The following is a 20,986-nucleotide window of genomic DNA, read 5'->3' as shown; positions in this document are numbered from 1 at the left end:
TTTCTGAACCCGGGGCCCGCCCTTTTGTCGTGCGCGGGGTGGGCGTGGGCCGGGGGTGGGTGTCGCGGCCCGGCGTTGCGGGGTGCCTCCCCCCAGAGGGGGCGCCCCCCAGCGCCCGCCCGTGCCGGCCCGTGCCGGCCCGTGTCCCCCGTGCCCCCCGTGCCGCCCGAGCGGGACGGCTGCCCGCAGCTGCGGCGAGGGGCCCACACCCCCGGGCGGGATGTGGGCCCCTCGTTGCCTTCCTTCGGCTACTGCTTGCGCAGGCGGAACGTCAGGGACAGGCCCTCGTCCGTGAACGGCTCCCCGTACGTGTCGTCCGCCTCGCCCTCGGCGAAGTCCGTGGCCAGGACCTCGTCCGCGATCAGGGACGAGTGGCCGGACAGGGCGGCCACCGTCGCCGGGTCCGAGGCCGTCCAGCGCAGGGAGATGCGGTCGGCGACGTCGAGGCCGCTGTTCTTGCGGGCCTCCTGGATCAGGCGGATCGCGTCACGGGCGAGGCCCGCGCGGCGGAGCTCCTCCGTGATCTCCAGGTCCAGCGCCACGGTCGCGCCGGAGTCCGAGGCGACCGACCAGCCCTCGCGGGGCGTCTCCGTGATGATCACCTCGTCGGGGGCGAGGGCGATCGTCTCGCCGTCGACCTCCACCGAGGCCGTGCCCTCGCGCAGGGCGAGGGAGAGCGCCGCGGCGTCCGCGTGCGCGACGGCCTTCGCCACGTCCTGGACGCGCTTGCCGAAGCGCTTGCCCAGCGCACGGAAGTTGGCCTTCGCGGTCGTGTCGACCAGCGAACCGCCGACCTCGCTGAGCGACGCCAGCGACTCGACGTTGAGTTCCTCCGTGATCTGCGAGTGCAGCTCGGGGGTGAGCGCGTCGAAGCCCGCCACCGCGATCAGCGCGCGGCTGAGCGGCTGACGCGTCTTGACGCCCGACTCCGCGCGCGTGGCGCGGCCCAGCTCCACCAGCCGGCGGACCAGGACCATCTGCCGGGACAGCTCCGGGTCGATCGCCGACAGGTCCGCCTCCGGCCACGAGGACAGGTGCACCGACTCCGGAGCGCCCGGAGTGACCGGCACGACCAGGTCCTGCCAGACCCGCTCGGTGATGAACGGGGTCAGCGGGGCCATGAGCTTCGTGACCGTCTCGATGATCTCGTGCAGCGTGCGCAGTGCCGCCTTGTCGCCCTGCCAGAAGCGGCGGCGGGAGCGGCGGACGTACCAGTTGGACAGGTCGTCGACGAAGGCGGACAGCAGCTTGCCGGCGCGCTGGGTGTCGTACGCGTCCAGCGCCTGGGTGACCTGGTCGGTGAGCGCGTGCAGCTCGGAGAGCAGCCAGCGGTCCAGGACCGGGCGGTCGGCCGGGGCCGGGTCGGCCCCGCTCGGCGCCCAGCCCGAGGTGCGGGCGTACAGGGCCTGGAAGGCGACCGTGTTCCAGTAGGTGAGGAGCGTCTTGCGGACGACCTCCTGGATGGTGCCGTGACCGACCCGGCGGGCCGCCCACGGGGAGCCGCCGGCCGCCATGAACCAGCGGACCGCGTCCGCGCCGTGCCGGTCCATCAGCGGGATGGGGTCCAGGGTGTTGCCCAGGTGCTTGGACATCTTGCGGCCGTCCTCGGCGAGGATGTGGCCGAGGCAGACGACGTTCTCGTACGACGACTTGTCGAAGACCAGCGTGCCGACCGCCATCAGCGTGTAGAACCAGCCGCGGGTCTGGTCGATGGCCTCGCAGATGAACTGCGCCGGGTACCGGCTCTCGAACAGCTCCTTGTTCTTGTGCGGGTAGCCCCACTGCGCGAACGGCATCGAACCCGAGTCGTACCAGGCGTCGATGACCTCCGGCACGCGCGTGGCGGTCTTGCCGCATCCCTCCTGGGGGCAGGCGAAGGTGACGTCGTCGATGTACGGGCGGTGCGGGTCCAGGGCCGACTGGTCGGTGCCGGACAGCTCGGTGAGTTCCGCGCGGGAGCCGGCGACCGTGAGGTGGTCGTCCTCGCAGCGCCAGATGGGCAGCGGGGTGCCCCAGTAGCGGTTGCGGGAGAGCGCCCAGTCGATGTTGTTGTTCAGCCAGTCGCCGTACCGGCCGTGCTTGACCGAGTCCGGGAACCAGTTGGTCCCCTCGTTCTCCTGGAGGAGACGGTCCTTGATCGCGGTGGTGCGGATGTACCAGGACGGCTGCGCGTAGTACAGCAGCGCGGTGTGGCAGCGCCAGCAGTGCGGGTAGCTGTGCTCGTAGGGGATGTGCCGGAAGAGCAGCCCCCGGGCGTCCAGGTCCTCGGTGAGCTTCTCGTCGGCCTTCTTGAAGAAGACGCCGCCGACCAGCGGGACGTCCTCCTCGAAGGTGCCGTCCGGGCGGACCGGGTTCACGACGGGCAGGCCGTAGGACCGGCAGACCCTGAGGTCGTCCTCACCGAAGGCGGGGGACTGGTGGACGAGGCCCGTGCCGTCCTCGGTGGTGACGTAGTCGGCGTTGACGACGAAGTGGGCCGGCGCGGGGCCGTGTCCGTCGGTCCCCTCGCCGACGCTCGGGAACTCCACCAGCTCGAACGGGCGCTGGTACGTCCAGCGCTCCATGTCCGCACCCGTGAAGGACTCGCCGGTGGCCTCCCAGCCCTCGCCGAGGGCCTTCGCCACCAGAGGCTCGGCGACGACGAGCTTCTCCTCGCCGTTCGTCGCGACGACGTAGGTGACGTCGGGGTGCGCGGCGACCGCCGTGTTGGACACCAGGGTCCAGGGCGTGGTCGTCCAGATCAGCAGCGCGGCCTCGCCGGCCAGCGGGCCGGAGGTCAGCGGGAAGCGCACGTAGACGGACGGGTCGACGACCGTCTCGTAGCCCTGCGCCAGCTCGTGGTCGGACAGGCCGGTGCCGCAGCGGGGGCACCAGGGGGCGACGCGGTGGTCCTGGACCAGCAGGCCCTTGCCGAAGATCTCCTTCAGGGACCACCAGACGGACTCGATGTACTCCGGGTCCATCGTGCGGTACGGGTCCTGGAGGTCGGCCCAGTAGCCCATGCGCGTCGTGAGCGCTTCGAAGGCGTCGGTGTGGCGGGTCACCGACTCGCGGCACTTGGCGTTGAACTCGGCGATGCCGTACGCCTCGATGTCCTGCTTGCCCGAGAAGCCGAGCTCCTTCTCCACCGCCAGCTCCACCGGCAGGCCGTGGCAGTCCCAGCCGGCCTTGCGGCCCACGTGGTAGCCGCGCATGGTGCGGAAGCGGGGGAAGACGTCCTTGAAGACGCGCGCCTCGATGTGGTGGGCGCCCGGCATGCCGTTGGCGGTGGGCGGGCCCTCGTAGAACACCCACTCGGGGCGGCCCTCGGACTGCTCCAGGCTCTTGGCGAAGATCTTCTGCTCACGCCAGAAGTCGAGCACCGCGTGTTCGAGCGCGGGCAGGTCGACCTGGGCGGGCACCTGGCGGTACTGCGGCTGCGTATTCAACGAGCTTCCTCCGGCGGACGTGCTGCCTTCCGTCGGAGGGACGAGAGCTGCGCTCCCGCGGTACCACCCTCCTTGGCTCCCGGTGCGTCCTGTGCGCCGGTGAGCCCCCTCGTTGGGGCGCGAGGCCGGGTCTACTCGCCCTGGCGGTGCTGGGCTTTCTTCCGGCGGCTCCGGGGTGATCTTCACGTCGCGCTCGCCCCCGGGCTCACACCGTCCCCGGGTCGCTCTGGGCTGCGTACGCCGCTACTCGTCCCCATCCACGCTTTTCGCTCCGCCCAGTGTACGGCGCCGCGCGGACAGCGGCCGACCGGTTTTCGGCGCCGGGCGGCACGGGCCCGCGTGCGCTCCGAGGGGCTCGCGGTGACCCGAATGCCGCCGCTCGGTCTCCGGCCGCGGGGCCGCCCGGCCGGGCCCGGATCCGGCGGATTACCGGGCGGGGAGCTGGGCACAACGCATGCATGCTCGGTGCGCGGCGCGGCGCTGGGCGGGCGAATCGGGCGGCGTGCCCCGTTGCCGCGGGACTCGAGTCGATTTATCGTCCCAGCACGATTCGCGAGCAAGATCACAATATGTGAAGGGGCCGCGGCCATGGTGGCGAAGAAGACCGCCGTACAGCAGTCGGAGGCGGCTGCTGCGAAGAAGTCCGCCGCCAAGAGGACCGCGGCCGGGAAGGCGGCCGCCGGGAAGGGGGCCGCGAAGAAGGACGCCGCGGCCACGGGTGGCGCGCGGAGCGGCACCGCGGCGCGGAGCGGTACCGCGGAGCAGAGCGGCACCGCCGGGCAGGCGCCGGCCAAGAGGACCGCGGCCCGGAAGGCGGCGGTGAAACGGGCCGGGGCCGAGCAGGCCCCGGCGAAGAAGAGCACGGCGAAGAAGAGCACGGCGAAGAAGAGCACGGCCAAGGAAGTGGGCGCGGCGCAGACCGCGGAGCAGACGGGAGCCACGACGGTGGTTGCGAAGAAGACCCCTGGCACGGCCACGGCGGCCAAGACCGCCGTCCCCAAGGCCCGCGGCGCCGCTGCGGACCCCGGCGACCTCGCGGTACGGCCCGGCGAGGAACCCTGGACCCCCGAAGAGGTCGAGGAGGCGCGCGGAGGGCTGCAGTCCGAGGCCGAGCGGCTGCGCACCGAGATCGACTCCTCGGAGCGGTCCCTGCAGGGCATGATGCGCGACTCCGGGGACGGCGCGGGCGACGACGAGGCGGACACCGGCAGCAAGAACATCACGCGCGAGCACGAGCTGGCGCTGGCGGCCACCGCGCGGGAGGTGCTCACCCAGACCGAGCGCGCCCTGGAGCGCCTGGACACGGGCACCTACGGCCTGTGCGAGAACTGCGGCAACCCCATCGGCAAGGCGCGCATGCAGGCGTTCCCGAGGGCCACCCTGTGCGTCGAGTGCAAGCAGAAGCAGGAGCGCCGGTACTGATCGGCCGCCGGGACGGAAGGCGTGCCGTACCCTCGTCCTCAGTCAGGTACCTAGGGCTGAGGGACTCACGTGGCAGAGGCGGAGCGCATCATCGGTACGCCGGACATCCCGGACGCGGCGGGGGACGGCCAGGAGCGGGCCGACGCCGAGCAGGAGCGGTCCCCGGAGCGTCCCCGCGGCAGGCGGCGGATCGCCGTGCTCTTCGCGGTCGCCGCGTTGGCGTACGCACTCGACCTGACCAGCAAGATGATCGTGGTCGCCAAGCTGGAGCACCAGGAGCCCATCGAGATCGTCGGGGACTGGCTGCGGTTCGTGGCGATCCGCAACGCGGGCGCGGCCTTCGGTTTCGGCGAGGCCTTCACCGTGATCTTCACGGTGATCGCGGCGGCCGTGATCGTCGTGATCGCCCGCCTGGCGCGCAAGCTCTACAGCCTGCCGTGGGCCATCGCGCTCGGCATGCTGCTCGGCGGTGCCCTCGGCAACCTCACCGACCGGATCTTCCGGGCACCGGGCGTCTTCGAGGGCGCGGTCGTGGACTTCATCGCGCCCAAGCACTTCGCCGTGTTCAACCTCGCCGACTCGGCGATCGTCTGCGGCGGCATCCTGATCGTGATCCTCTCCTTCCGCGGACTGGACCCGGACGGGACCGTCCACAAGGACTGAGCCGCCGCCCGGATGTTCCCGCCGTGCCGATCTCCGTTGTGCTAAATTCGCACACATGGGTATCGGGCGGCGGGTCGCAGAAGCGCGGGCTGAGCAGGGGGTCACCCAGGAACAGCTGGCGGTGGCCGTCGGCCTGGAACGCAGTGCGCTCGCCAAGATCGAGACCGAGAAACGCCGCCTGTCCGCGCTGGAGCTGGTGGCCATCGCGCGGGAACTCAAGCGGCGGGTGGAGTGGTTCGTCGACGACGCTCCGCCCGCTCTCGTCTCCTACCGCAGGGCGCACCCCGATGTCGCCACGCAGGCCATCGACCTGCGGCTCGACGAACTGGTCCGCGAAACCGAGTTCGTCGTCTCCTGCATCCCCGGGCTGATCTCCGGGCAGCCCGAGCCGCTGCCGCATCCCACCACCGCCGCCGAGGCCGAGGAGATGGCGGACACCGCGCGCCGCCTGCTCGGGCTGGGGCCCGCCGACCCGGCCCACAACATCGCGGGTCTGGCCGCGGCCCTCGGTCTCCTGATCTTCTCCCTCGACCTCGGGGAGGGCGCGGACGCCGGCACCGTGCTCCTGGAGCGGGGCGGCGTGACGCTCGTCAACGGCAGCCGGATGGTGGGCCGACGCCGCCTTGCCGCCGCGCACGAACTGGGCCACTACCTCATCGCCGACGAGTACGCCCTGGACTGGCGGATCGCCTCGTCGGAGGCCGACGGTCTCGAGGCCCGGCTCGACCGGTTCGCCCGTGCCCTGCTGTTGCCGGAGAGCGATCTGCGCACCCGTTGGGCGCGCTGGACGAACGCACCCGACGAGAGCTGGCGGGACGCCGCGGTCCGCGCCGCCAGCCACTACCGGGTGGACATGGCGACCTTGGCACGTCGCCTCAAGGAGCTCCGCCTGGTCGAACACTCCAGGGCCGAGGACATCCGGCAGGTGCAGACCCGGCGGGCCGACATCGTGGAGAAGGACCTCGTGGTCAGCGACGAGCTGGCCCCGGCCTCCCTGCCCAGGGCGTACGAGCAGGCCGTCCTGGCGCTGTACCGAAGAGAGGCCGTGACCGAGGGAAGGGCGCTGGGGCTCCTGCTCGGCACCTTCGACAGCGCCTCGCTGCCCGAGCTGCCGCCCGTGCCGGGCTCCGAGATCTGGACCGTCACGTCGTGACCGACGAGCCGCCGGCCTACGTGCTGGACACCGGTCCGCTCAGCCACTTCGCCAAGGCCCAGTGGCTCGGCGTCCTGAAGACGGTGCTCAAGGAGCACCGCGTGTGCATACCGGACATCGTGCGCGAGGAGGTCCGCCAAGGGATTCCGCACCACCCCCACCTGCGGTCGGTACTCGATGAGACGCCGTGGATCGAGGTGGTGCCGCTGGACACCGAGGCCCAGTTATCGGCGTTCTCCCATTACGCCAAGCGGCTGGTCGGCCCGGACGGCCGCAACGCCGGCGAATGCGGTGTGCTCGCGCTCGCCGAGACCACCCCCGGGGCGATCGCGGTGATCGACGACCGTGTCGCCACGGAAGCGATACGCGGCCGTCCTGTCGTGGTGCGCCGGACCCTCGGCCTCCTGTGCGAAGCCATCCGCGCCGGGCTGCTGACCGTCCCGCTCGTCTCGGCGCTGGCGGACGACCTGCTGGAAAGCCGCTACCGCATCCCGTTCGGCACCGGGGGGTTCGCCGCCTGGGCGGAGGCCCAGGGGCTCCTCTAGAGGATCACTCACGTGACCGCGTACCGGTGTGCGTGACCGGCCACCTCACCCGTCCGGCATACTCGACGGGTGAGCACGATTCCCGAGATCCGTACCCTGCCCGTGCCCGACGGCCTGGAGGGTGAGCGCGTCGACGCCGCCATCTCCCGCATGTTCGGCTTCTCCCGTACCAAGGCCGCGGAGCTCGCCGCGGCGGGCAAGGTGCAGGTCGACGGATCGGTGGTCGGCAAGTCCGAACGCGTCCACGGCGGCGCCTGGCTCGAGGTCGAGATGCCGCAGGCGCCCGCGCCGGTGCGGGTGGTCGCCGAGCCCGTCGAGGGCATGGAGATCGTGCACGACGACGAGGACGTCGTCGTGATCGTCAAGCCGGTCGGCGTCGCGGCCCACCCCTCGCCCGGCTGGACCGGCCCCACGGTCATCGGCGGACTGGCCGCCGCCGGGTACCGCATCTCCACCTCCGGCGCCGCCGAGCGGCAGGGGATCGTGCACCGCCTGGACGTGGGCACGTCCGGTCTGATGGTGGTGGCCAAGTCGGAGCGCGCCTACACCTCGCTCAAGCGCCAGTTCAAGGAGCGCACGGTCGACAAGCGCTACCACACGCTCGTGCAGGGCCACCCCGACCCGACCAGCGGCACCATCGACGCCCCCATCGGCCGCCACCCCCAGCACGACTACAAGTGGGCCGTCACCGCCGAGGGCAAGGCCTCCGTCACGCACTACGACCTCATCGAGGCCTTCCGCGCGGCCTCCCTGCTCGACGTGAAGCTGGAGACCGGCCGCACCCACCAGATCCGGGTCCACATGGCCGCCCACCGGCACCCCTGCGTCGGCGACCTCACCTACGGCGCCGACCCGACGCTCGCCAAGCGGCTGCGCCTCACCCGGCAGTGGCTGCACGCCGTGCGGCTCGGCTTCGAGCACCCCGGCGACGGACAGTGGGCCGAGTACGCCAGCGACTACCCCGACGACCTCCAGCAGGCCCTGGACCTGGTCCGCGAGGAGACCTACGGATGAGCGCCGCGCCCTCCGGGACGCCGTCGTACGAGGTGCGGGTCGCCGACGGCCCCGGTGACCGGCAGGCGTGCTTCGCGGTGCGCAAGGACGTCTTCGTCGCCGAGCAGAAGGTCCCCGAGGACATCGAGTACGACGCCTACGACGCCGACGCCGTGCACGTCCTGGCGGTCCGGGAGGACGGCGTGCCGCTGGGCACCGGCCGGCTGCTGCACGGGGCGGCCGCCGCGGCGAAGAACGGCGACGGCGATCCGGCCGTCGGCTCCCTCGGGCGGCTCGCCGTGACCCGGGACGCCCGCGGACTGGGCGTCGGGGCCGCGCTGGTGCGGGCCGTCGAGGAGGCGGCCCGCGCGCGGGGGCTCGACGCGGTCGACCTGCACGCGCAGACCCACGCCCTGGGTTTCTACGAGCGGCTGGGGTACAAGGCGTACGGACCGGAGTTCCCCGACGCGGGGATACCCCACCGCGCGATGCGGCGCGCCCTGTAGGCGCGGGCCGAACGGGCCGGTGGGGCCGCTGACGTGGCAGGCTTGCGGTCCGCCGTGTGACGCCGAGACCCCACCGGAGCGCTGAGCGTGGACCAGTTGGCCCTGTTGTTCGTCCTGCTGCTCGGGGCCCTGGTGAGCGTTCCGCTCGGGGACCGGCTGCGGCTGCCGGCGCCGGTGCTGATGACCCTCCTCGGCATCGTCCTGGCCCTGCTGGACTTCGTGCCCAACGTCGACATCCCGCCCGAACTCATCCTGCCCGTACTGCTGCCACCCCTGCTGTACGCGGCGGTACGGCGCACGTCCTGGCGTCAGTTCGCGGCCAACAAGCGTCCGATCTTCCTGCTGGCGGTCGCGCTGGTCTTCGTCACCACGGCCTGCGTGGCCACGGTGGCCCACGCGATCGTGCCGGGGCTGCCGATCGCCGCGGCCTTCGCGCTGGGCGCGCTGGTGGCACCGCCCGACCCGGTCGCGGCCACCGCCGTCGCCGGGCAGCTGGGGCTGCCGCGCCGCCTGGTCTCCATCCTGGAGGGCGAAGGGCTCTTCAACGACGTCACGGCCATCGTGCTGTACCACGTAGCCATCGCCGCGGCGGTCAGCGGCACCTTCTCGCCCTGGGAGGCGGGGTTCGACCTGGTGCTCTCCGCGGTCGTCGCGGTCGCCGTGGGGCTGGCGCTGGGCTGGGGCTCCAACAAGCTCCTGACCGCGCTGGGCGACCCGACGCTGCAGATCGGGCTGACCCTGCTCGTGCCGTTCGTCAGTTACGTCCTGGCCGACGAACTGCACGGTTCCGGGGTGCTCGCGGTGCTCACGACCGCGATGTTCCTCGCCGAGTACGCCTCCGACGCCGACGACGTGATGAGCCGGCTCGCCGGGCACACCGTCTGGGACGTCGTCGACACGCTCGTGACCGGTGTCGCCTTCGGGCTGATCGGCCTGGAGCTGCACAACGCCATCCGCACGGCCTCCGGCCGGTGGACGGAGCTGCTCGGCTGGGCGGGGGCGATCAGCGCCGTGGTCATCGTGGTCCGGCTGCTGTGGCTGCTGCCGGCGACCTGGCTGACCCAGCGGCTGCACGCCCGGCGGGACCACGACGAGGACATCCCGACGAGCTGGCGCGAGACCGTCGTCATGTGGTGGGCGGGGATGCGGGGCGTCGCCTCCGTCGCGCTGGCGCTGGCGATCCCGCTGACGACGGACGACGGGGCGGCCTTCCCCCAGCGGGACGAGATCGTGTTCATCGCCTTCGGAGTGATCATGGTCACGCTGCTGCTCCAGGGCCTCACGCTGCCCTGGCTGGTGGGCAGGCTCGGCGTACGGGCGGACACCGAACGCGAGAAGGCCTACGAGAAGGAGCTGGCCGTGCGCGCGGCCAGGGCGGCGAAGCAGCGGCTGAAGGAGATCGAGTCGGTCGAGGAGCTGCCGGACGAGCTGTCCGAGCAGATGCTGCGCCGCGCCTACGACATCGGCATGCGCATCAGCCCGGACCTCGGCGACGAGGAGCGGCGGGAGGCGCAGGAGCAGCGGGCCAGGCGGATCAAGCGCGTCCGCCGCATCCAGGGCGAGATGCTGAGCGCCGCCCGCCACGAGGTGCTGGCGGCACGCAGCGAGGCCGGCGCGGACCCGGAGATCGTCGACCGGGTCCTGCGCCACCTGGACGTGCGCAGCCTGCGGTGAGCCGGGCCGCCCGCGCGGCGGCGGGCGGTCACAGGCTCTTCGTCGGCTGTTCCGGGAAACGCCGCGCGCTCCCGTCGGGGGAGCGCCGGGGGCGGTGGACACCGTCGCGGGAGGGGCGCAGCGCCGCGTCCGCGGTGTTGACCCGGGGCAGGGCGTACGGGTGCTCATCGGCGAGCCAGCGGATCATCCCCTCCCGGACCGTGACCCGTACCGTCCAGATGTCGTCCGCGTCCTTCGCCGTCACCAGGGCCCGCACCTGCATGGTGTTCGCGGTGGTGTCCGTGACGGTCAGGTTGTAGTCGCGGCCGTCCCAGGCCGGGCACTCGCGCAGGAGGTCGCGCAGCCGCTCCCGCATCGCCTCCAGCGGCGCCGTGTGGTCGAGGTGCCAGAAGACGGTCCCGGTCATCTGCGGGGTGCCGCGCGACCAGTTCTCGAACGGCTTGGACGTGAAGTACGACACCGGCATGGTGATCCGGCGCTCGTCCCAGGTGCGCACGGTCAGGAAGGTGAGGGTGATCTCCTCGACGGTGCCCCACTCGCCGTCCACCACGACCGTGTCGCCCATGCGCACCATGTCGCCGAAGGCGATCTGGAACCCGGCGAACATGTTGCTCAGCGTGGACTGCGCGGCGATGCCGGCCACGATGCCGAGGACACCGGCGGAGGCCAGCAGCGAGGCGCCCGCCGCCCGCATCGCGGGGAACGTCAGCAGCATCGACGACACGGCGACCACGCCGACCACCGCCGAGACCACCCGCATGATCAGCGACACCTGGGTGCGCACCCGCCGCACCCGGGCCGGGGCGCGCTCGGCGTGCGTGTGGGCGTAGCGGGAGTACGAGGTCTCGACGACGGCCGCGGCGATCCGGACCACCAGCCAGGCCACGGAGCCGATCAGGAGCAGGGTCAGCAGCCGGCCGACGGCCGACCGGTGGTCCGGGAACACCTGCGCCTCGACGTACGAGCCTCTCAGCAGGGCCGCGCAGAGCATGACCTGGTACGGGATGCGGGCGCGGCGCAGCAGCCCCCACAGCGGGGTCTCGGGGTGCCGTCCGTCGGCCTTGCGCAGCAACAGGTCGGTGGCCCATCCGATGACCAGCGTCAGCAGGACGGAACCGCCGACCACGACCAGTGGGCGGAGTACGGTCTCCATGCCCTCGAACGTAACCGCACCCGGTGCTCCGTGAACCTGTGACTTGCGTCCCGGCCCGGGAACCGCCGGTCACCGCGTTGCCCCACGCGGCTGGCACCATGGCCTCATGAACATCGTGCTCTTTCACTCGACCCTCGGTCCGAGGCCCGCGGTCGGACAGGCCGCCGACCGGCTGCGCGACGCCGGGCACCAGGTGTGGACCCCGGATCTCTTCGAGGGCCGGACCTTCGACACGGTCGAGGAGGGCATGGCCCACCAGGAGGGGATCGGCCGGGAGGAACTGCTGAAGCGGGCCGTGCTGGCCGCCGCGCCCTACTCCGAGCGGGGGCTGGTGTACGCGGGCTTCTCGCTCGGCGCCTCCATCGCCCAGACCCTCGCCCTCGGCGACCACCGGGCGCGCGGGCTGCTCCTCCTGCACGGCACGTCGGACATCGCGCCCAACGCCGCGGTCGACGACCTGCCGGTCCAGCTGCACGTCGCCGAGCCGGACGCCTTCGAGACGGACGACTGGCTCAGCGCCTGGTACCTCCAGATGGGCCGGATCGGCGCCGACGTGGAGGTGCACAGGTACGCCGGGGCCGGCCACCTCTACACCGACCCGGAGCTGCCGGACTACGACGAGGAGGCCGCCGAGGCCACCTGGCGGGTGGCGCTCGGCTTCCTCGACTCGCTCCAGGAGGCGGACGCCGCTCAGACGGGCGCGTAGACGCGCTCGACCCGCTGGGTGCCGCTGCGCGTGCGGTACGAACGGGCCCAGGCCGACGTGGCGTCCGGGTCGGTGCGGTCGGAGACGACGTAGTAGTCCATCTGCGTCCGGTCCGGCGTGACGTCCAGCACGCCGTAGCCGTGCCGGTCGGTGTCGACCCAGTGGACGTGCCGGTTCGCGGCCCGGATGACCGGCGCCGCGATCGCCGAGACCGTGCCCTCGGGGACCTTCACGATGTCGTCGAGGTTGTCGGAGGTCACCGACGTGACGACGAACTCCGTGGCGGCCGAGGCGGACAGCGGGTACGTGGCGGCGTGGTGCGGCACGTCGTTGGCCCACGCCATGTGGATGTCGCCGGTCAGGAACACGGTGTTGCGGACGGCGTTCGCGCGCAGGTGGGCCAGCAGTTCGCGGCGGTCGTCGGTGTACCCGTCCCACTGGTCCGTGTTGAGGGCGAGCCCCTCCCCGGGCAGACCGAGCAGCTCGGCGAGCGGCTTCAGCAGCTCGGCGGGGATCGAGCCGACGGCGAACGGGGAGATCATCACCGAGTTGCCGACCAGCCGCCACGTGGTGTCGGAGGAGCTGAGCCCCGCCTTGAGCCAGTCCAGCTGGGCGCGGCCGGTGAGGGTGCGGTCCGGGTCGTCGACCTCGCCGTCGCCGAGCGCCACCTGCTGCGAGCGGAAGGAGCGCAGGTCCAGCAGCGAGAGGTCGGCGAGCTTGCCGAAGCGCAGCCTGCGGTAGGTGGTCCCGGCGATCGCGGTGCGGACCGGCATCCACTCGAAGTAGGCCTGCTTGGCGGCGGCCTGGCGCGCCGCCCAGGTGCCCTCGGCGCCCTCGGTGTGGTTCCCCGCACCGCCCGACCAGGTGTCGTTGGCGATCTCGTGGTCGTCCCAGATCGCCACGACCGGCGCGGCGGCGTGCAGCGCCTGGAGGTCGGGGTCGGTCTTGTAGAGGCCGTGCCGGACGCGGTAGTCGGCGAGCGTGAGGATCTCGTGGGCGGGCGCGTGCGGCCGTACGACGGTGTCGCGGGTGCCGTACTCGCCGGTGCCGTACTCGTAGAGATAGTCGCCCAGGTGCAGCCAGGCGTCCAGGTCGCCGCGGGCCGCGAGGTGGCGGTACGGGGAGAAGTGGCCGGCCTCCCAGTTGGCGCAGGACACCACGCCGAAGCGCAGGCCCGGGACGGCCGCGTCGGCCGCGGGGGCGGTGCGGGTGCGGGCCGCGGGGGAGTCGGTGGGGCCGGCGGAGAAGCGGAACCAGTAGTCCGTGGCGGGGGCGAGGCCCCGGACGTCGGCCTTGACGGTGTGGTCGGAGGCCGCCGTCGCGGTGACGGATCCCTTGGCGACGACGTCGGTGAACGCCTTGTCCCGGGCGACGACCCAGTTCACCTCCGTGTCCGGGCCGACTCCCGAACCCGGTATGGACTCGGGGGTCGGGGTCACCCGGGTCCACAGCAGCACACCGTCGGGCAGCGGATCGCCGGAGGCGACGCCGTGCAGGAAGGCGGGGGCGGCACCGGCGGCACCGGCGGGCAGCGCGGCGGCGAGCGGGGCGGCCAGGACGGCGCCGGCCGCCGCGGCCTTGACGACCGTACGGCGGCTCGGGGTGCGGGGGCCCGCGTGCTCGGCGGACGCAGGGAGGGTGCTCTCGGATGATCTGTGTCGACTGGTCACGGACGATCAGATTACTGATCGGTAAGCGAACGGGCGGGCGAACGCGTCAAAGTTCGCCCGCCCGTTCGCCGTTCTTCGTTACTTGGTGACGCCCGCGTCCTTGAGCGCCTTCTGCCACTCGGCGTCGGTGCTCGGCGTCTCGATCACCTTGTCGTTGATCTTGACCGTCGGGGTCGACTCGACGCCCTCGGCCTTCTGGAAGGAGTCACCCATCTTCATCGCCCAGGCGTCGTAGGTGCCCTTCTTCACGGCGTCCTGGAACTTCTTGTTGTCCTTCAGGGCGTCGACCGTGTTCGCCACCTTGATCAGGTAGTCGTCCTTGGCGAACTCGTCGGTGGACTCCTCCGGGTGGTACTCGGACGAGTACAGCGCGGTCTTGTAGTCGATGAACGCGTCCGGGCTGACGTTCAGCGCGGCACCGAGCGCGCTCAGCGCGTTCTTCGAACCCTCGCCGCCGAGGTTCCCGTCGAGGAAGGTGCCGATCGTGAAGGAGAGCTTGTAGGTGCCGTCCTCCATGCCCTTGTTGACGGTCTCGCCGATGGACTGCTCGAAGGAGGCGCAGCCCGGGCAGCGCGGGTCCTCGTAGAGGTGGACGACGTCGTCGCCCTTGGCGTCGCCGAGGGTGACCGTGGTGCCGTTCTTGCCGGAGGTGTTGGCCGGGGCCACCACCTTGGCCTCGGCGGCCTTGTCCCAGCCCGAGGGCTTGTTGCTCTGGACGACGGCGTAGCTGATGCCGCCGGCTATCGCCAGCACGCCGACGATGGAGCAGGCCACGATGACCTGCCGCTTGGCCTTGTCGCGCTTGGCCTGGCGCTCGCGCTCCTGGCGCAGGCGCTCACGGGCCGCCGACTTCGCCGACTGACTGTTCCGCTTGCTCATGGTGATGATCTCTCCGGGGACGCGCACACGGGGTGTGCGGAGTGCTGACGGGGACTGCTGGTGCTCGGTGACGCGGCACACGCTCGGCGGCGCGGCGCGCGCTCGCGGAACCGCCTCGTGGTCGGGCCGTGCGCGCGCTCGCGGACCTGTCTCAGGCTCGGGCCGCGCGCGGGCTCGGGCTGGGCCTCACGCTCGTTCTGTGCCGCGTGTTTCGCGTGTGCGGCGTGCTCGCGGGCGTGCCGGGCGCTCGGCCGGGTCACACGAGGGCGACCGGGCGGGGCGGTCCGCGCCGTCCCAGAGAGTGCGTGAGGATCCGCTCGCGGGCGTCGACGGTGCGGCGGGCCGGGGGCGTCGTGCGGCGCGCCGCGGGCGCCCGGCGTACGTTCACGACCGCCACGGCCAGCAGCAGCGGCCGGAAGGTGGTCGCCGCCACCGCGCTCAGCAGCTGGGCCAGTGCCCGCTCGCCGCGCCGCAGCCAGGCCGCCGCCAGCAGCCCGACACCGACGTGCGCGCCGAGCAGCAGCCAGGCGCTCGCCGGACCGGCGTCGGCGAGCACGCTCGCCAGCCGGTCGGTCTCGGCACCGGTCACCCGGCTCAGCGGAGCGGTCACGCCCGCGTGCACGCCGGTCCCGTCGCCGCACAGCACGTCGAAGCCGACGGAGCGCAGCGGGCCCGCGACCGGGCCGCCCGCCCGGCCGTAGCAGACGTGCTGGCCGGTGGTGAAGAGCGTGTCGGCGGCCAGCTCCAGCGGGATCAGCAGGGCGGCGATCCGCCCGAAGCCGCGCTCGCGCCGCCCGGCCAGGGCGTAGGCGATCAGGAACACGACGGCGGCGACCGCGGCCACCGCGGGCAGCGGCAGCGGAACCCCGGACAGCAGCACGTGCGACGCGGTGCTGAGCGTCACGACGAGTGCCGTGAACAGCGCCGCGCGCACGGCTCTGAGCGGGGTTCCGGATATGTCCATAGCGAGAGAAGAGTCTGTCACGGGCCCCGGTAAGGGGCTCCTAAAGGGTTCCTGTGCGAGAGCCGACGGTTACAGACCCGGAATCCGGCCGTTGCGGAAGAGGTCGACGAAGGTCTGGTGGTCGGCACGCGCGCGTGCGCCGTACCGGTGGGCGAAGTCGACCAGGAGCGGGGCGAAGCCCTCCTCGTCGGCCGCGATCGCCGCGTCGATGGCCCGCTCGGTGGAGAACGGCACCAGGGACTCGCCGGACTGGTCGTCCGCCGCCGCGTGCATGGTGGCCGTGGCCCGGCCCAGGTCGGCGACGACCTCGCCGATCTCCTCCGGGTCGTCGATGTCGCCCCAGTCGAGGTCGACGGCGTACGGCGAGACCTCGGCGACCAGCTGGCCCGCGCCGTCCAGCTCGGTCCACCCCAGCCACGGGTCGGCGTGCGCCTGGAGGGCGCGCTGGGAGATCACCGTGCGGTGGCCCTCGTGCTGGAAGTAGTCCCGGATCGCCTGGTCGGTGATGTGCCGGGCGGCGGCCGGGGTCTGGGCCTGCTTGATGTAGATCACGACGTCGTTCTCCAGGGCGTCGCTGTTGCCCTCCAGCAGGATGTTGTACGAGGGCAGGCCGGCCGATCCGATGCCGATGCCCCGGCGGCCCACGACGTCCTTCACGCGGTAGGAGTCGGGACGGGTCAGGGACGACTCCGGGAGCGTCTCCAGGTAGCCGTCGAAGGCCGCGAGCACCTTGTAGCGGGTGGCCGCGTCCAGCTCGACGGCGCCGCCGCCCGAGGCGAAGCGGCGCTCGAAGTCACGGATCTCGGTCATCGACTCCAGCAGCCCGAACCGGGTCAGGGAGCGCGCGACGCGCAGGGCGCCCAGGAGCGGCCCGTCGGCGGTGTCCAGGGTGAACGGCGGCACCTCGTCGCTCTTGGCGCCGGTGGCCAGGGCGTGGATGCGCTCACGGTACGCGCCCGCGTACACCCGCACCAGCTCGGTGATCTGCTCGTCGCTGAGCGCCTTCGCGTACCCGATCAGCGCGACGGAGGCGGCGAAGCGCTTGAGGTCCCAGGTGAAGGGCCCGACGTAGGCCTCGTCGAAGTCGTTGACGTTGAAGATCAGCCGGCCGGTGGAGTCCATGTACGTGCCGAAGTTCTCCGCGTGCAGATCGCCGTGGATCCACACCCGGGAGGTCCGCTCGTCCAGGTACGGGCCGCCGCTCGTCGACCCGAACTCCTGGTCGACGGTCAAATCGTGGTAAAAGAGGCTCGCGGTGCCGCGGTAGAACGCGAAGGCCGAGGCCGCCATCTTCCGGAACTTCACACGGAACGCCGCGGGGTCCGCGGCCAGCAGGTGACCGAAGGCGGTGTCGAAGACGGCGAGGATCTCCTCGCCGCGCTCCTCGTTGAGCTGCGGAACCGACATGCCTGGTGCCTCCTGGTGCGGACGGTGCGTGACGAGTGGAGCGGGTCCTCCACCCCGGACCAACGTTCCGGGGGGTGGGGGAGTGCCCGTGCCCCGGGGGGGTGCGGGAGTGCCCGCGCCCGGAGCCCGCCCCGACACGCGGACCCGCCCCCGAAGGTACGCGGGGAACGCCTCGGAGTGTCAGTGGCGAGGCATAGACTTCGACGCTGACCCCCGGACCGACCGCAGCCCGCCGCCGTTCCGTCACCCCTCGTTTCCCTCAGGAGGCCGAACGTGTCCAAGCCGCCGTTCACGCACCTGCACGTCCACACCCAGTACTCGCTGCTGGACGGTGCCGCGCGGCTGAAGGACATGTTCGACGCCTGCAACGAGATGGGCATGACGCACATCGCCATGTCCGACCACGGCAACCTGCACGGGGCGTACGACTTCTTCCACTCCGCGAAGAAGGCCGGAGTCACCCCGATCATCGGCATCGAGGCGTACGTCGCCCCCGAGTCGCGCCGCAACAAGCGCAAGATCCAGTGGGGCCAGCCGCACCAGAAGCGGGACGACGTCTCCGGTTCGGGCGGTTACACCCACAAGACGATGTGGGCGACGAACCGGACGGGCCTGCACAACCTCTTCAAGCTCTCCTCCGACGCGTACGCCGAGGGCTGGCTCCAGAAGTGGCCCCGGATGGACAAGGAGACCATCTCCCAGTGGTCCGAGGGCATCGTCGCCTCCACCGGCTGCCCCTCGGGCGAGGTGCAGACCCGGCTGCGCCTCGGCCACTTCGACGAGGCGCTGAAGGCCGCCGCCGACTACCAGGACATCTTCGGCAAGGACCGCTACTTCCTGGAGCTGATGGACCACGGCATCGAGATCGAGCACCGGGTCCGCGACGGCCTGCTGGAGATCGGCCGGAAGCTCGGCATCCCGCCGCTGGTCACCAACGACTCGCACTACACCTACGCGCACGAGGCGACCGCCCACGACGCGCTGCTGTGCATCCAGACCGGCAAGAACCTCTCCGACCCGGACCGCTTCCGGTTCGACGGCACCGGCTACTACCTGAAGTCGACGGACGAGATGTACGCCATCGACTCCTCCGACGCCTGGCAGGAGGGCTGCGCCAACACGCGCCTGATCGCCGAGATGATCGACACCACGGGCATGTTCGAGAAGCGCGACCTCATGCCGAAGTTCGACATCCCCGCGGGCTTCACCGAGGTCACCTGGTTCCAGGAGGAGGTCCGCCGCGGCATGGAGCGCCGCTTCCCCGGCGGCGTCCCCGAGGACCGCCAGAAGCAGGCCGAGTACGAGATGGACGTCATCATCCAGATGGGGTTCCCGGGCTACTTCCTCGTGGTCGCCGACTTCATCATGTGGGCCAAGAACCAGGGCATCGCGGTGGGCCCCGGCCGAGGCTCGGCGGCCGGTTCGATCGTGGCCTACGCGATGGGCATCACCGACCTCGACCCGATCCCGCACGGCCTGATCTTCGAGCGGTTCCTCAACCCCGAGCGCGTCTCCATGCCCGACGTCGACATCGACTTCGACGAGCGCAGGCGCGTCGAGGTGATCAGGTACGTGACGGAGAAGTACGGCGCCGACAAGGTCGCCATGATCGGCACGTACGGCAAGATCAAGGCGAAGAACGCCATCAAGGACTCCGCACGTGTGCTGGGCTACCCGTACGCCATGGGAGACCGCCTCACCAAGGCCATGCCCGCCGACGTCCTCGGCAAGGGCATCGACCTCAACGGCATCACGGACCCGACCCACCCGCGGTACAGCGAGGCCGGCGAGATCCGCTCGATGTACGAGAACGAGCCGGACGTCAAGAAGGTCATCGACACCGCCAAGGGCGTCGAGGGCCTGGTCCGCCAGATGGGCGTGCACGCGGCCGGCGTGATCATGTCCAGCGAGCCGATCGTCGACCACGCCCCGATCTGGGTGCGGCACACGGACGGCGTGACCATCACGCAGTGGGACTACCCGCAGTGCGAGTCGCTCGGCCTGCTGAAGATGGACTTCCTCGGCCTGCGCAACCTCACGATCATGGACGACGCCGTCAAGATGGTGAAGTCCAACAAGGGGATCGACCTCGACCTGCTGTCGCTGCCCCTGGACGACCCCAAGACCTTCGAGCTGCTCCAGCGCGGTGACACGCTCGGCGTCTTCCAGTTCGACGGCGGCCCCATGCGCTCGCTGCTGCGGCTGATGAAGCCCGACAACTTCGAGGACATCTCCGCCGTCTCCGCGCTCTACCGTCCCGGCCCCATGGGCATGGACTCGCACACCAACTACGCGCTGCGCAAGAACGGCCTCCAGGAGATCACGCCGATCCACAAGGAGCTGGAGGAGCCCCTCCAGGAGGTCCTGTCGGTCACCTACGGCCTGATCGTCTACCAGGAGCAGGTCCAGAAGGCCGCCCAGATCATCGCGGGCTACTCGCTCGGCGAGGCCGACATCCTGCGCCGTGTGATGGGCAAGAAGAAGCCCGACGAGCTGGCGAAGAACTTCGTGCTCTTCCAGGCCGGCGCCCGGAAGAACGGCTACAGCGACGAGGCGATCCAGGCCCTGTGGGACGTGCTGGTCCCCTTCGCCGGCTACGCCTTCAACAAGGCGCACTCGGCCGCGTACGGACTGGTCTCGTACTGGACCGGATACCTGAAGGCGAACTACCCGGCCGAGTACATGGCCGCCCTGCTCACCTCGGTCAAGGACGACAAGGACAAGTCGGCCGTCTACCTCAACGAGTGCCGGCGCATGGGCATCAAGGTCCTGCCGCCCAACGTCAACGAGTCCATGTCGAACTTCGCCGCGCAGGGCGACGACGTGATCCTCTTCGGCCTCTCCGCCGTCCGCAACGTCGGCACCAACGTCGTCGAGTCGATCATCAGGTGCCGCAAGGCCAAGGGGAAGTACCTCTCCTTCCCCGACTACCTGGACAAGGTGGAGGCGGTCGTCTGCAACAAGCGGACGACGGAGTCGCTGATCAAGGCCGGCGCCTTCGACGAGATGGGGCACACCCGCAAGGGCCTCACCGCGCAGTACGAGCCGATGATCGACAACGTGGTCGCGGTCAAGCGCAAGGAGGCCGAGGGTCAGTTCGACCTCTTCGGGGGCATGGGCGACGAGCAGACCGACGAACCCGGCTTCGGACTCGACGTCGTCTTCGGTGAGGACGAGTGGGACAAGACCTATCTGCTCGCCCAGGAGCGGGAGATGCTCGGCCTCTACGTCTCCGACCACCCGCTCTTCGGGCTGGAGCACGTGCTGTCCGACAAGGCCGACGCCGGTATCTCCCAGCTCACCGGCGGTGACTTCGGCGACGGCGCGGTCGTCACCATCGGCGGCATCATCTCGGGCCTCCAGCGCAAGATGACCAAGCAGGGCAACGCCTGGGCCATCGCGACCGTCGAGGACCTGGCGGGCTCCATCGAGTGCATGTTCTTCCCGGCGACGTACCAGCTCGTCTCCACCCAACTCGTCGAGGACGCCGTGGTGTTCGTCAAGGGGCGCCTGGACAAGCGGGAGGACGTGCCGCGGCTGGTCGCGATGGAGCTGATGATCCCCGACCTGTCCAACGCGGGCACCAACGCGCCCGTCGTCCTCACCATCCCGGCCACCCGCGTCACCCCGCCGATGGTCAGCCGCCTCGGCGAGATCCTCACCCATCACCGGGGTGACAGCGAGGTGCGGATCAAGCTCCAGGGGCCGACGAAGACGACGGTGCTGCGCCTGGACCGGCACCGGGTGAAGCCGGACCCGGCCCTGTTCGGTGACTTGAAGGTGCTGCTCGGCCCGTCCTGCCTGGCGGGCTGAGCGGGCCCGC

Annotated in this window: 15 protein-coding genes; 9 read left to right on the top strand and 6 right to left on the bottom strand. The window is 71.3% G+C overall.

Annotated features, from left to right (window positions below; genetic code table 11):
• Positions 1-248: 248 nt before the first annotated feature.
• The gene (gene ileS / locus SAM23877_RS10160; RefSeq protein WP_053129335.1) at positions 249-3,428 is read right to left on the bottom strand and encodes an isoleucine--tRNA ligase; all 3,180 of its coding nucleotides are present in this window, start codon (positions 3,426-3,428) and stop codon (positions 249-251) included.
• Positions 3,429-4,016: 588 nt separating this feature from the next.
• On the opposite strand from ileS, the gene SAM23877_RS10155 reads away from it, so the two are divergent.
• From SAM23877_RS10155 to SAM23877_RS10125, 7 genes are all read left to right on the top strand, one after another.
• Positions 4,017-4,850 carry a TraR/DksA family transcriptional regulator gene (locus SAM23877_RS10155; protein WP_053129332.1) on the top strand — a complete coding sequence of 278 codons (834 nt, stop codon included), beginning with the start codon at positions 4,017-4,019 and terminating at the stop codon, positions 4,848-4,850.
• 69 nt (positions 4,851-4,919) lie between these two features.
• On the top strand, positions 4,920-5,513 hold the full coding sequence (lspA, locus tag SAM23877_RS10150; protein ID WP_053129329.1) for a signal peptidase II: 594 nt from the start codon (positions 4,920-4,922) through the stop codon (positions 5,511-5,513).
• Between the two features lie 55 nt (positions 5,514-5,568).
• Positions 5,569-6,666, top strand: coding sequence for a helix-turn-helix domain-containing protein (locus tag SAM23877_RS10145; protein WP_053129327.1), 1,098 nt, complete (start codon positions 5,569-5,571; stop codon positions 6,664-6,666).
• Positions 6,663-7,211: a PIN domain-containing protein gene (locus SAM23877_RS38955; RefSeq protein ID WP_053129325.1), complete on the top strand. Its 549-nt coding sequence runs from the start codon at positions 6,663-6,665 to the stop codon at positions 7,209-7,211. Before SAM23877_RS10145 ends, SAM23877_RS38955 begins: the two co-directional genes overlap by 4 nt.
• Positions 7,212-7,280: 69 nt before the next feature.
• Positions 7,281-8,225, top strand: a complete 945-nt coding sequence (locus tag SAM23877_RS10135; RefSeq protein WP_053129322.1) for an RluA family pseudouridine synthase — start codon at positions 7,281-7,283, stop codon at positions 8,223-8,225.
• Complete coding sequence (locus SAM23877_RS10130) at positions 8,222-8,710, top strand: GNAT family N-acetyltransferase (RefSeq protein ID WP_053129319.1); 489 nt, start codon at positions 8,222-8,224, stop codon at positions 8,708-8,710. The genes SAM23877_RS10135 and SAM23877_RS10130 overlap by 4 nt, the downstream gene beginning before the upstream one ends.
• Positions 8,711-8,797: 87 nt before the next feature.
• Entirely contained in the window at positions 8,798-10,384 is a 1,587-nt protein-coding gene (locus SAM23877_RS10125) for a Na+/H+ antiporter (protein ID WP_053129316.1), read from the top strand.
• A gap of 28 nt (positions 10,385-10,412) precedes the next feature.
• Here the strand turns inward: SAM23877_RS10125 and SAM23877_RS10120 are convergent, their stop codons facing one another.
• Complete coding sequence (locus SAM23877_RS10120) at positions 10,413-11,537, bottom strand: mechanosensitive ion channel family protein (protein WP_053129304.1); 1,125 nt, start codon at positions 11,535-11,537, stop codon at positions 10,413-10,415.
• A 106-nt stretch (positions 11,538-11,643) separates the two neighbouring features.
• Between SAM23877_RS10120 and SAM23877_RS10115 the strand changes: the two genes are divergently transcribed.
• Positions 11,644-12,243: a dienelactone hydrolase family protein gene (locus tag SAM23877_RS10115; RefSeq protein WP_053129301.1), complete on the top strand. Its 600-nt coding sequence runs from the start codon at positions 11,644-11,646 to the stop codon at positions 12,241-12,243.
• Here SAM23877_RS10115 and SAM23877_RS10110 read toward each other — a convergent pair.
• From SAM23877_RS10110 to SAM23877_RS10095, 4 genes are all read right to left on the bottom strand, one after another.
• Positions 12,228-13,913 carry an alkaline phosphatase D family protein gene (locus tag SAM23877_RS10110; RefSeq protein WP_053129299.1) on the bottom strand — a complete coding sequence of 562 codons (1,686 nt, stop codon included), beginning with the start codon at positions 13,911-13,913 and terminating at the stop codon, positions 12,228-12,230. The genes SAM23877_RS10115 and SAM23877_RS10110 overlap by 16 nt on opposite strands.
• A 78-nt stretch (positions 13,914-13,991) precedes the next feature.
• The gene (locus tag SAM23877_RS10105) at positions 13,992-14,792 is read right to left on the bottom strand and encodes a DsbA family protein (protein ID WP_053129296.1); all 801 of its coding nucleotides are present in this window, start codon (positions 14,790-14,792) and stop codon (positions 13,992-13,994) included.
• Between the two features lie 256 nt (positions 14,793-15,048).
• Positions 15,049-15,756 carry a hypothetical protein gene (locus SAM23877_RS10100; protein ID WP_053129292.1) on the bottom strand — a complete coding sequence of 236 codons (708 nt, stop codon included), beginning with the start codon at positions 15,754-15,756 and terminating at the stop codon, positions 15,049-15,051.
• A gap of 69 nt (positions 15,757-15,825) precedes the next feature.
• Complete coding sequence (locus SAM23877_RS10095; protein ID WP_053129289.1) at positions 15,826-17,163, bottom strand: DUF2252 domain-containing protein; 1,338 nt, start codon at positions 17,161-17,163, stop codon at positions 15,826-15,828.
• 273 nt (positions 17,164-17,436) lie between these two features.
• Between SAM23877_RS10095 and dnaE the strand changes: the two genes are divergently transcribed.
• Positions 17,437-20,976: a DNA polymerase III subunit alpha gene (gene dnaE / locus SAM23877_RS10090; protein WP_053129286.1), complete on the top strand. Its 3,540-nt coding sequence runs from the start codon at positions 17,437-17,439 to the stop codon at positions 20,974-20,976.
• The last annotated feature ends 10 nt before the right edge of the window (positions 20,977-20,986 follow it).

The organism is Streptomyces ambofaciens ATCC 23877 (assembly GCF_001267885.1).
In the GTDB taxonomy this organism is placed as follows: domain Bacteria; phylum Actinomycetota; class Actinomycetes; order Streptomycetales; family Streptomycetaceae; genus Streptomyces; species Streptomyces ambofaciens.
This window is presented reverse-complemented; position numbering and strand designations above follow the sequence as displayed.

Coding starts and splice junctions, on each gene's coding strand:
- SAM23877_RS10145 (WP_053129327.1), top strand. CDS start 5,569: ATGGGTATCGGGCGGCGGGTCGCAGAAGCGCGGGCTGAGCAGGGGGTC.
- SAM23877_RS10100 (WP_053129292.1), bottom strand. CDS start 15,756: ATGGACATATCCGGAACCCCGCTCAGAGCCGTGCGCGCGGCGCTGTTC.
- SAM23877_RS10105 (WP_053129296.1), bottom strand. CDS start 14,792: ATGAGCAAGCGGAACAGTCAGTCGGCGAAGTCGGCGGCCCGTGAGCGC.
- SAM23877_RS10130 (WP_053129319.1), top strand. CDS start 8,222: ATGAGCGCCGCGCCCTCCGGGACGCCGTCGTACGAGGTGCGGGTCGCC.
- SAM23877_RS10155 (WP_053129332.1), top strand. CDS start 4,017: ATGGTGGCGAAGAAGACCGCCGTACAGCAGTCGGAGGCGGCTGCTGCG.
- SAM23877_RS10095 (WP_053129289.1), bottom strand. CDS start 17,163: ATGTCGGTTCCGCAGCTCAACGAGGAGCGCGGCGAGGAGATCCTCGCC.
- SAM23877_RS10115 (WP_053129301.1), top strand. CDS start 11,644: ATGAACATCGTGCTCTTTCACTCGACCCTCGGTCCGAGGCCCGCGGTC.
- SAM23877_RS10120 (WP_053129304.1), bottom strand. CDS start 11,537: ATGGAGACCGTACTCCGCCCACTGGTCGTGGTCGGCGGTTCCGTCCTG.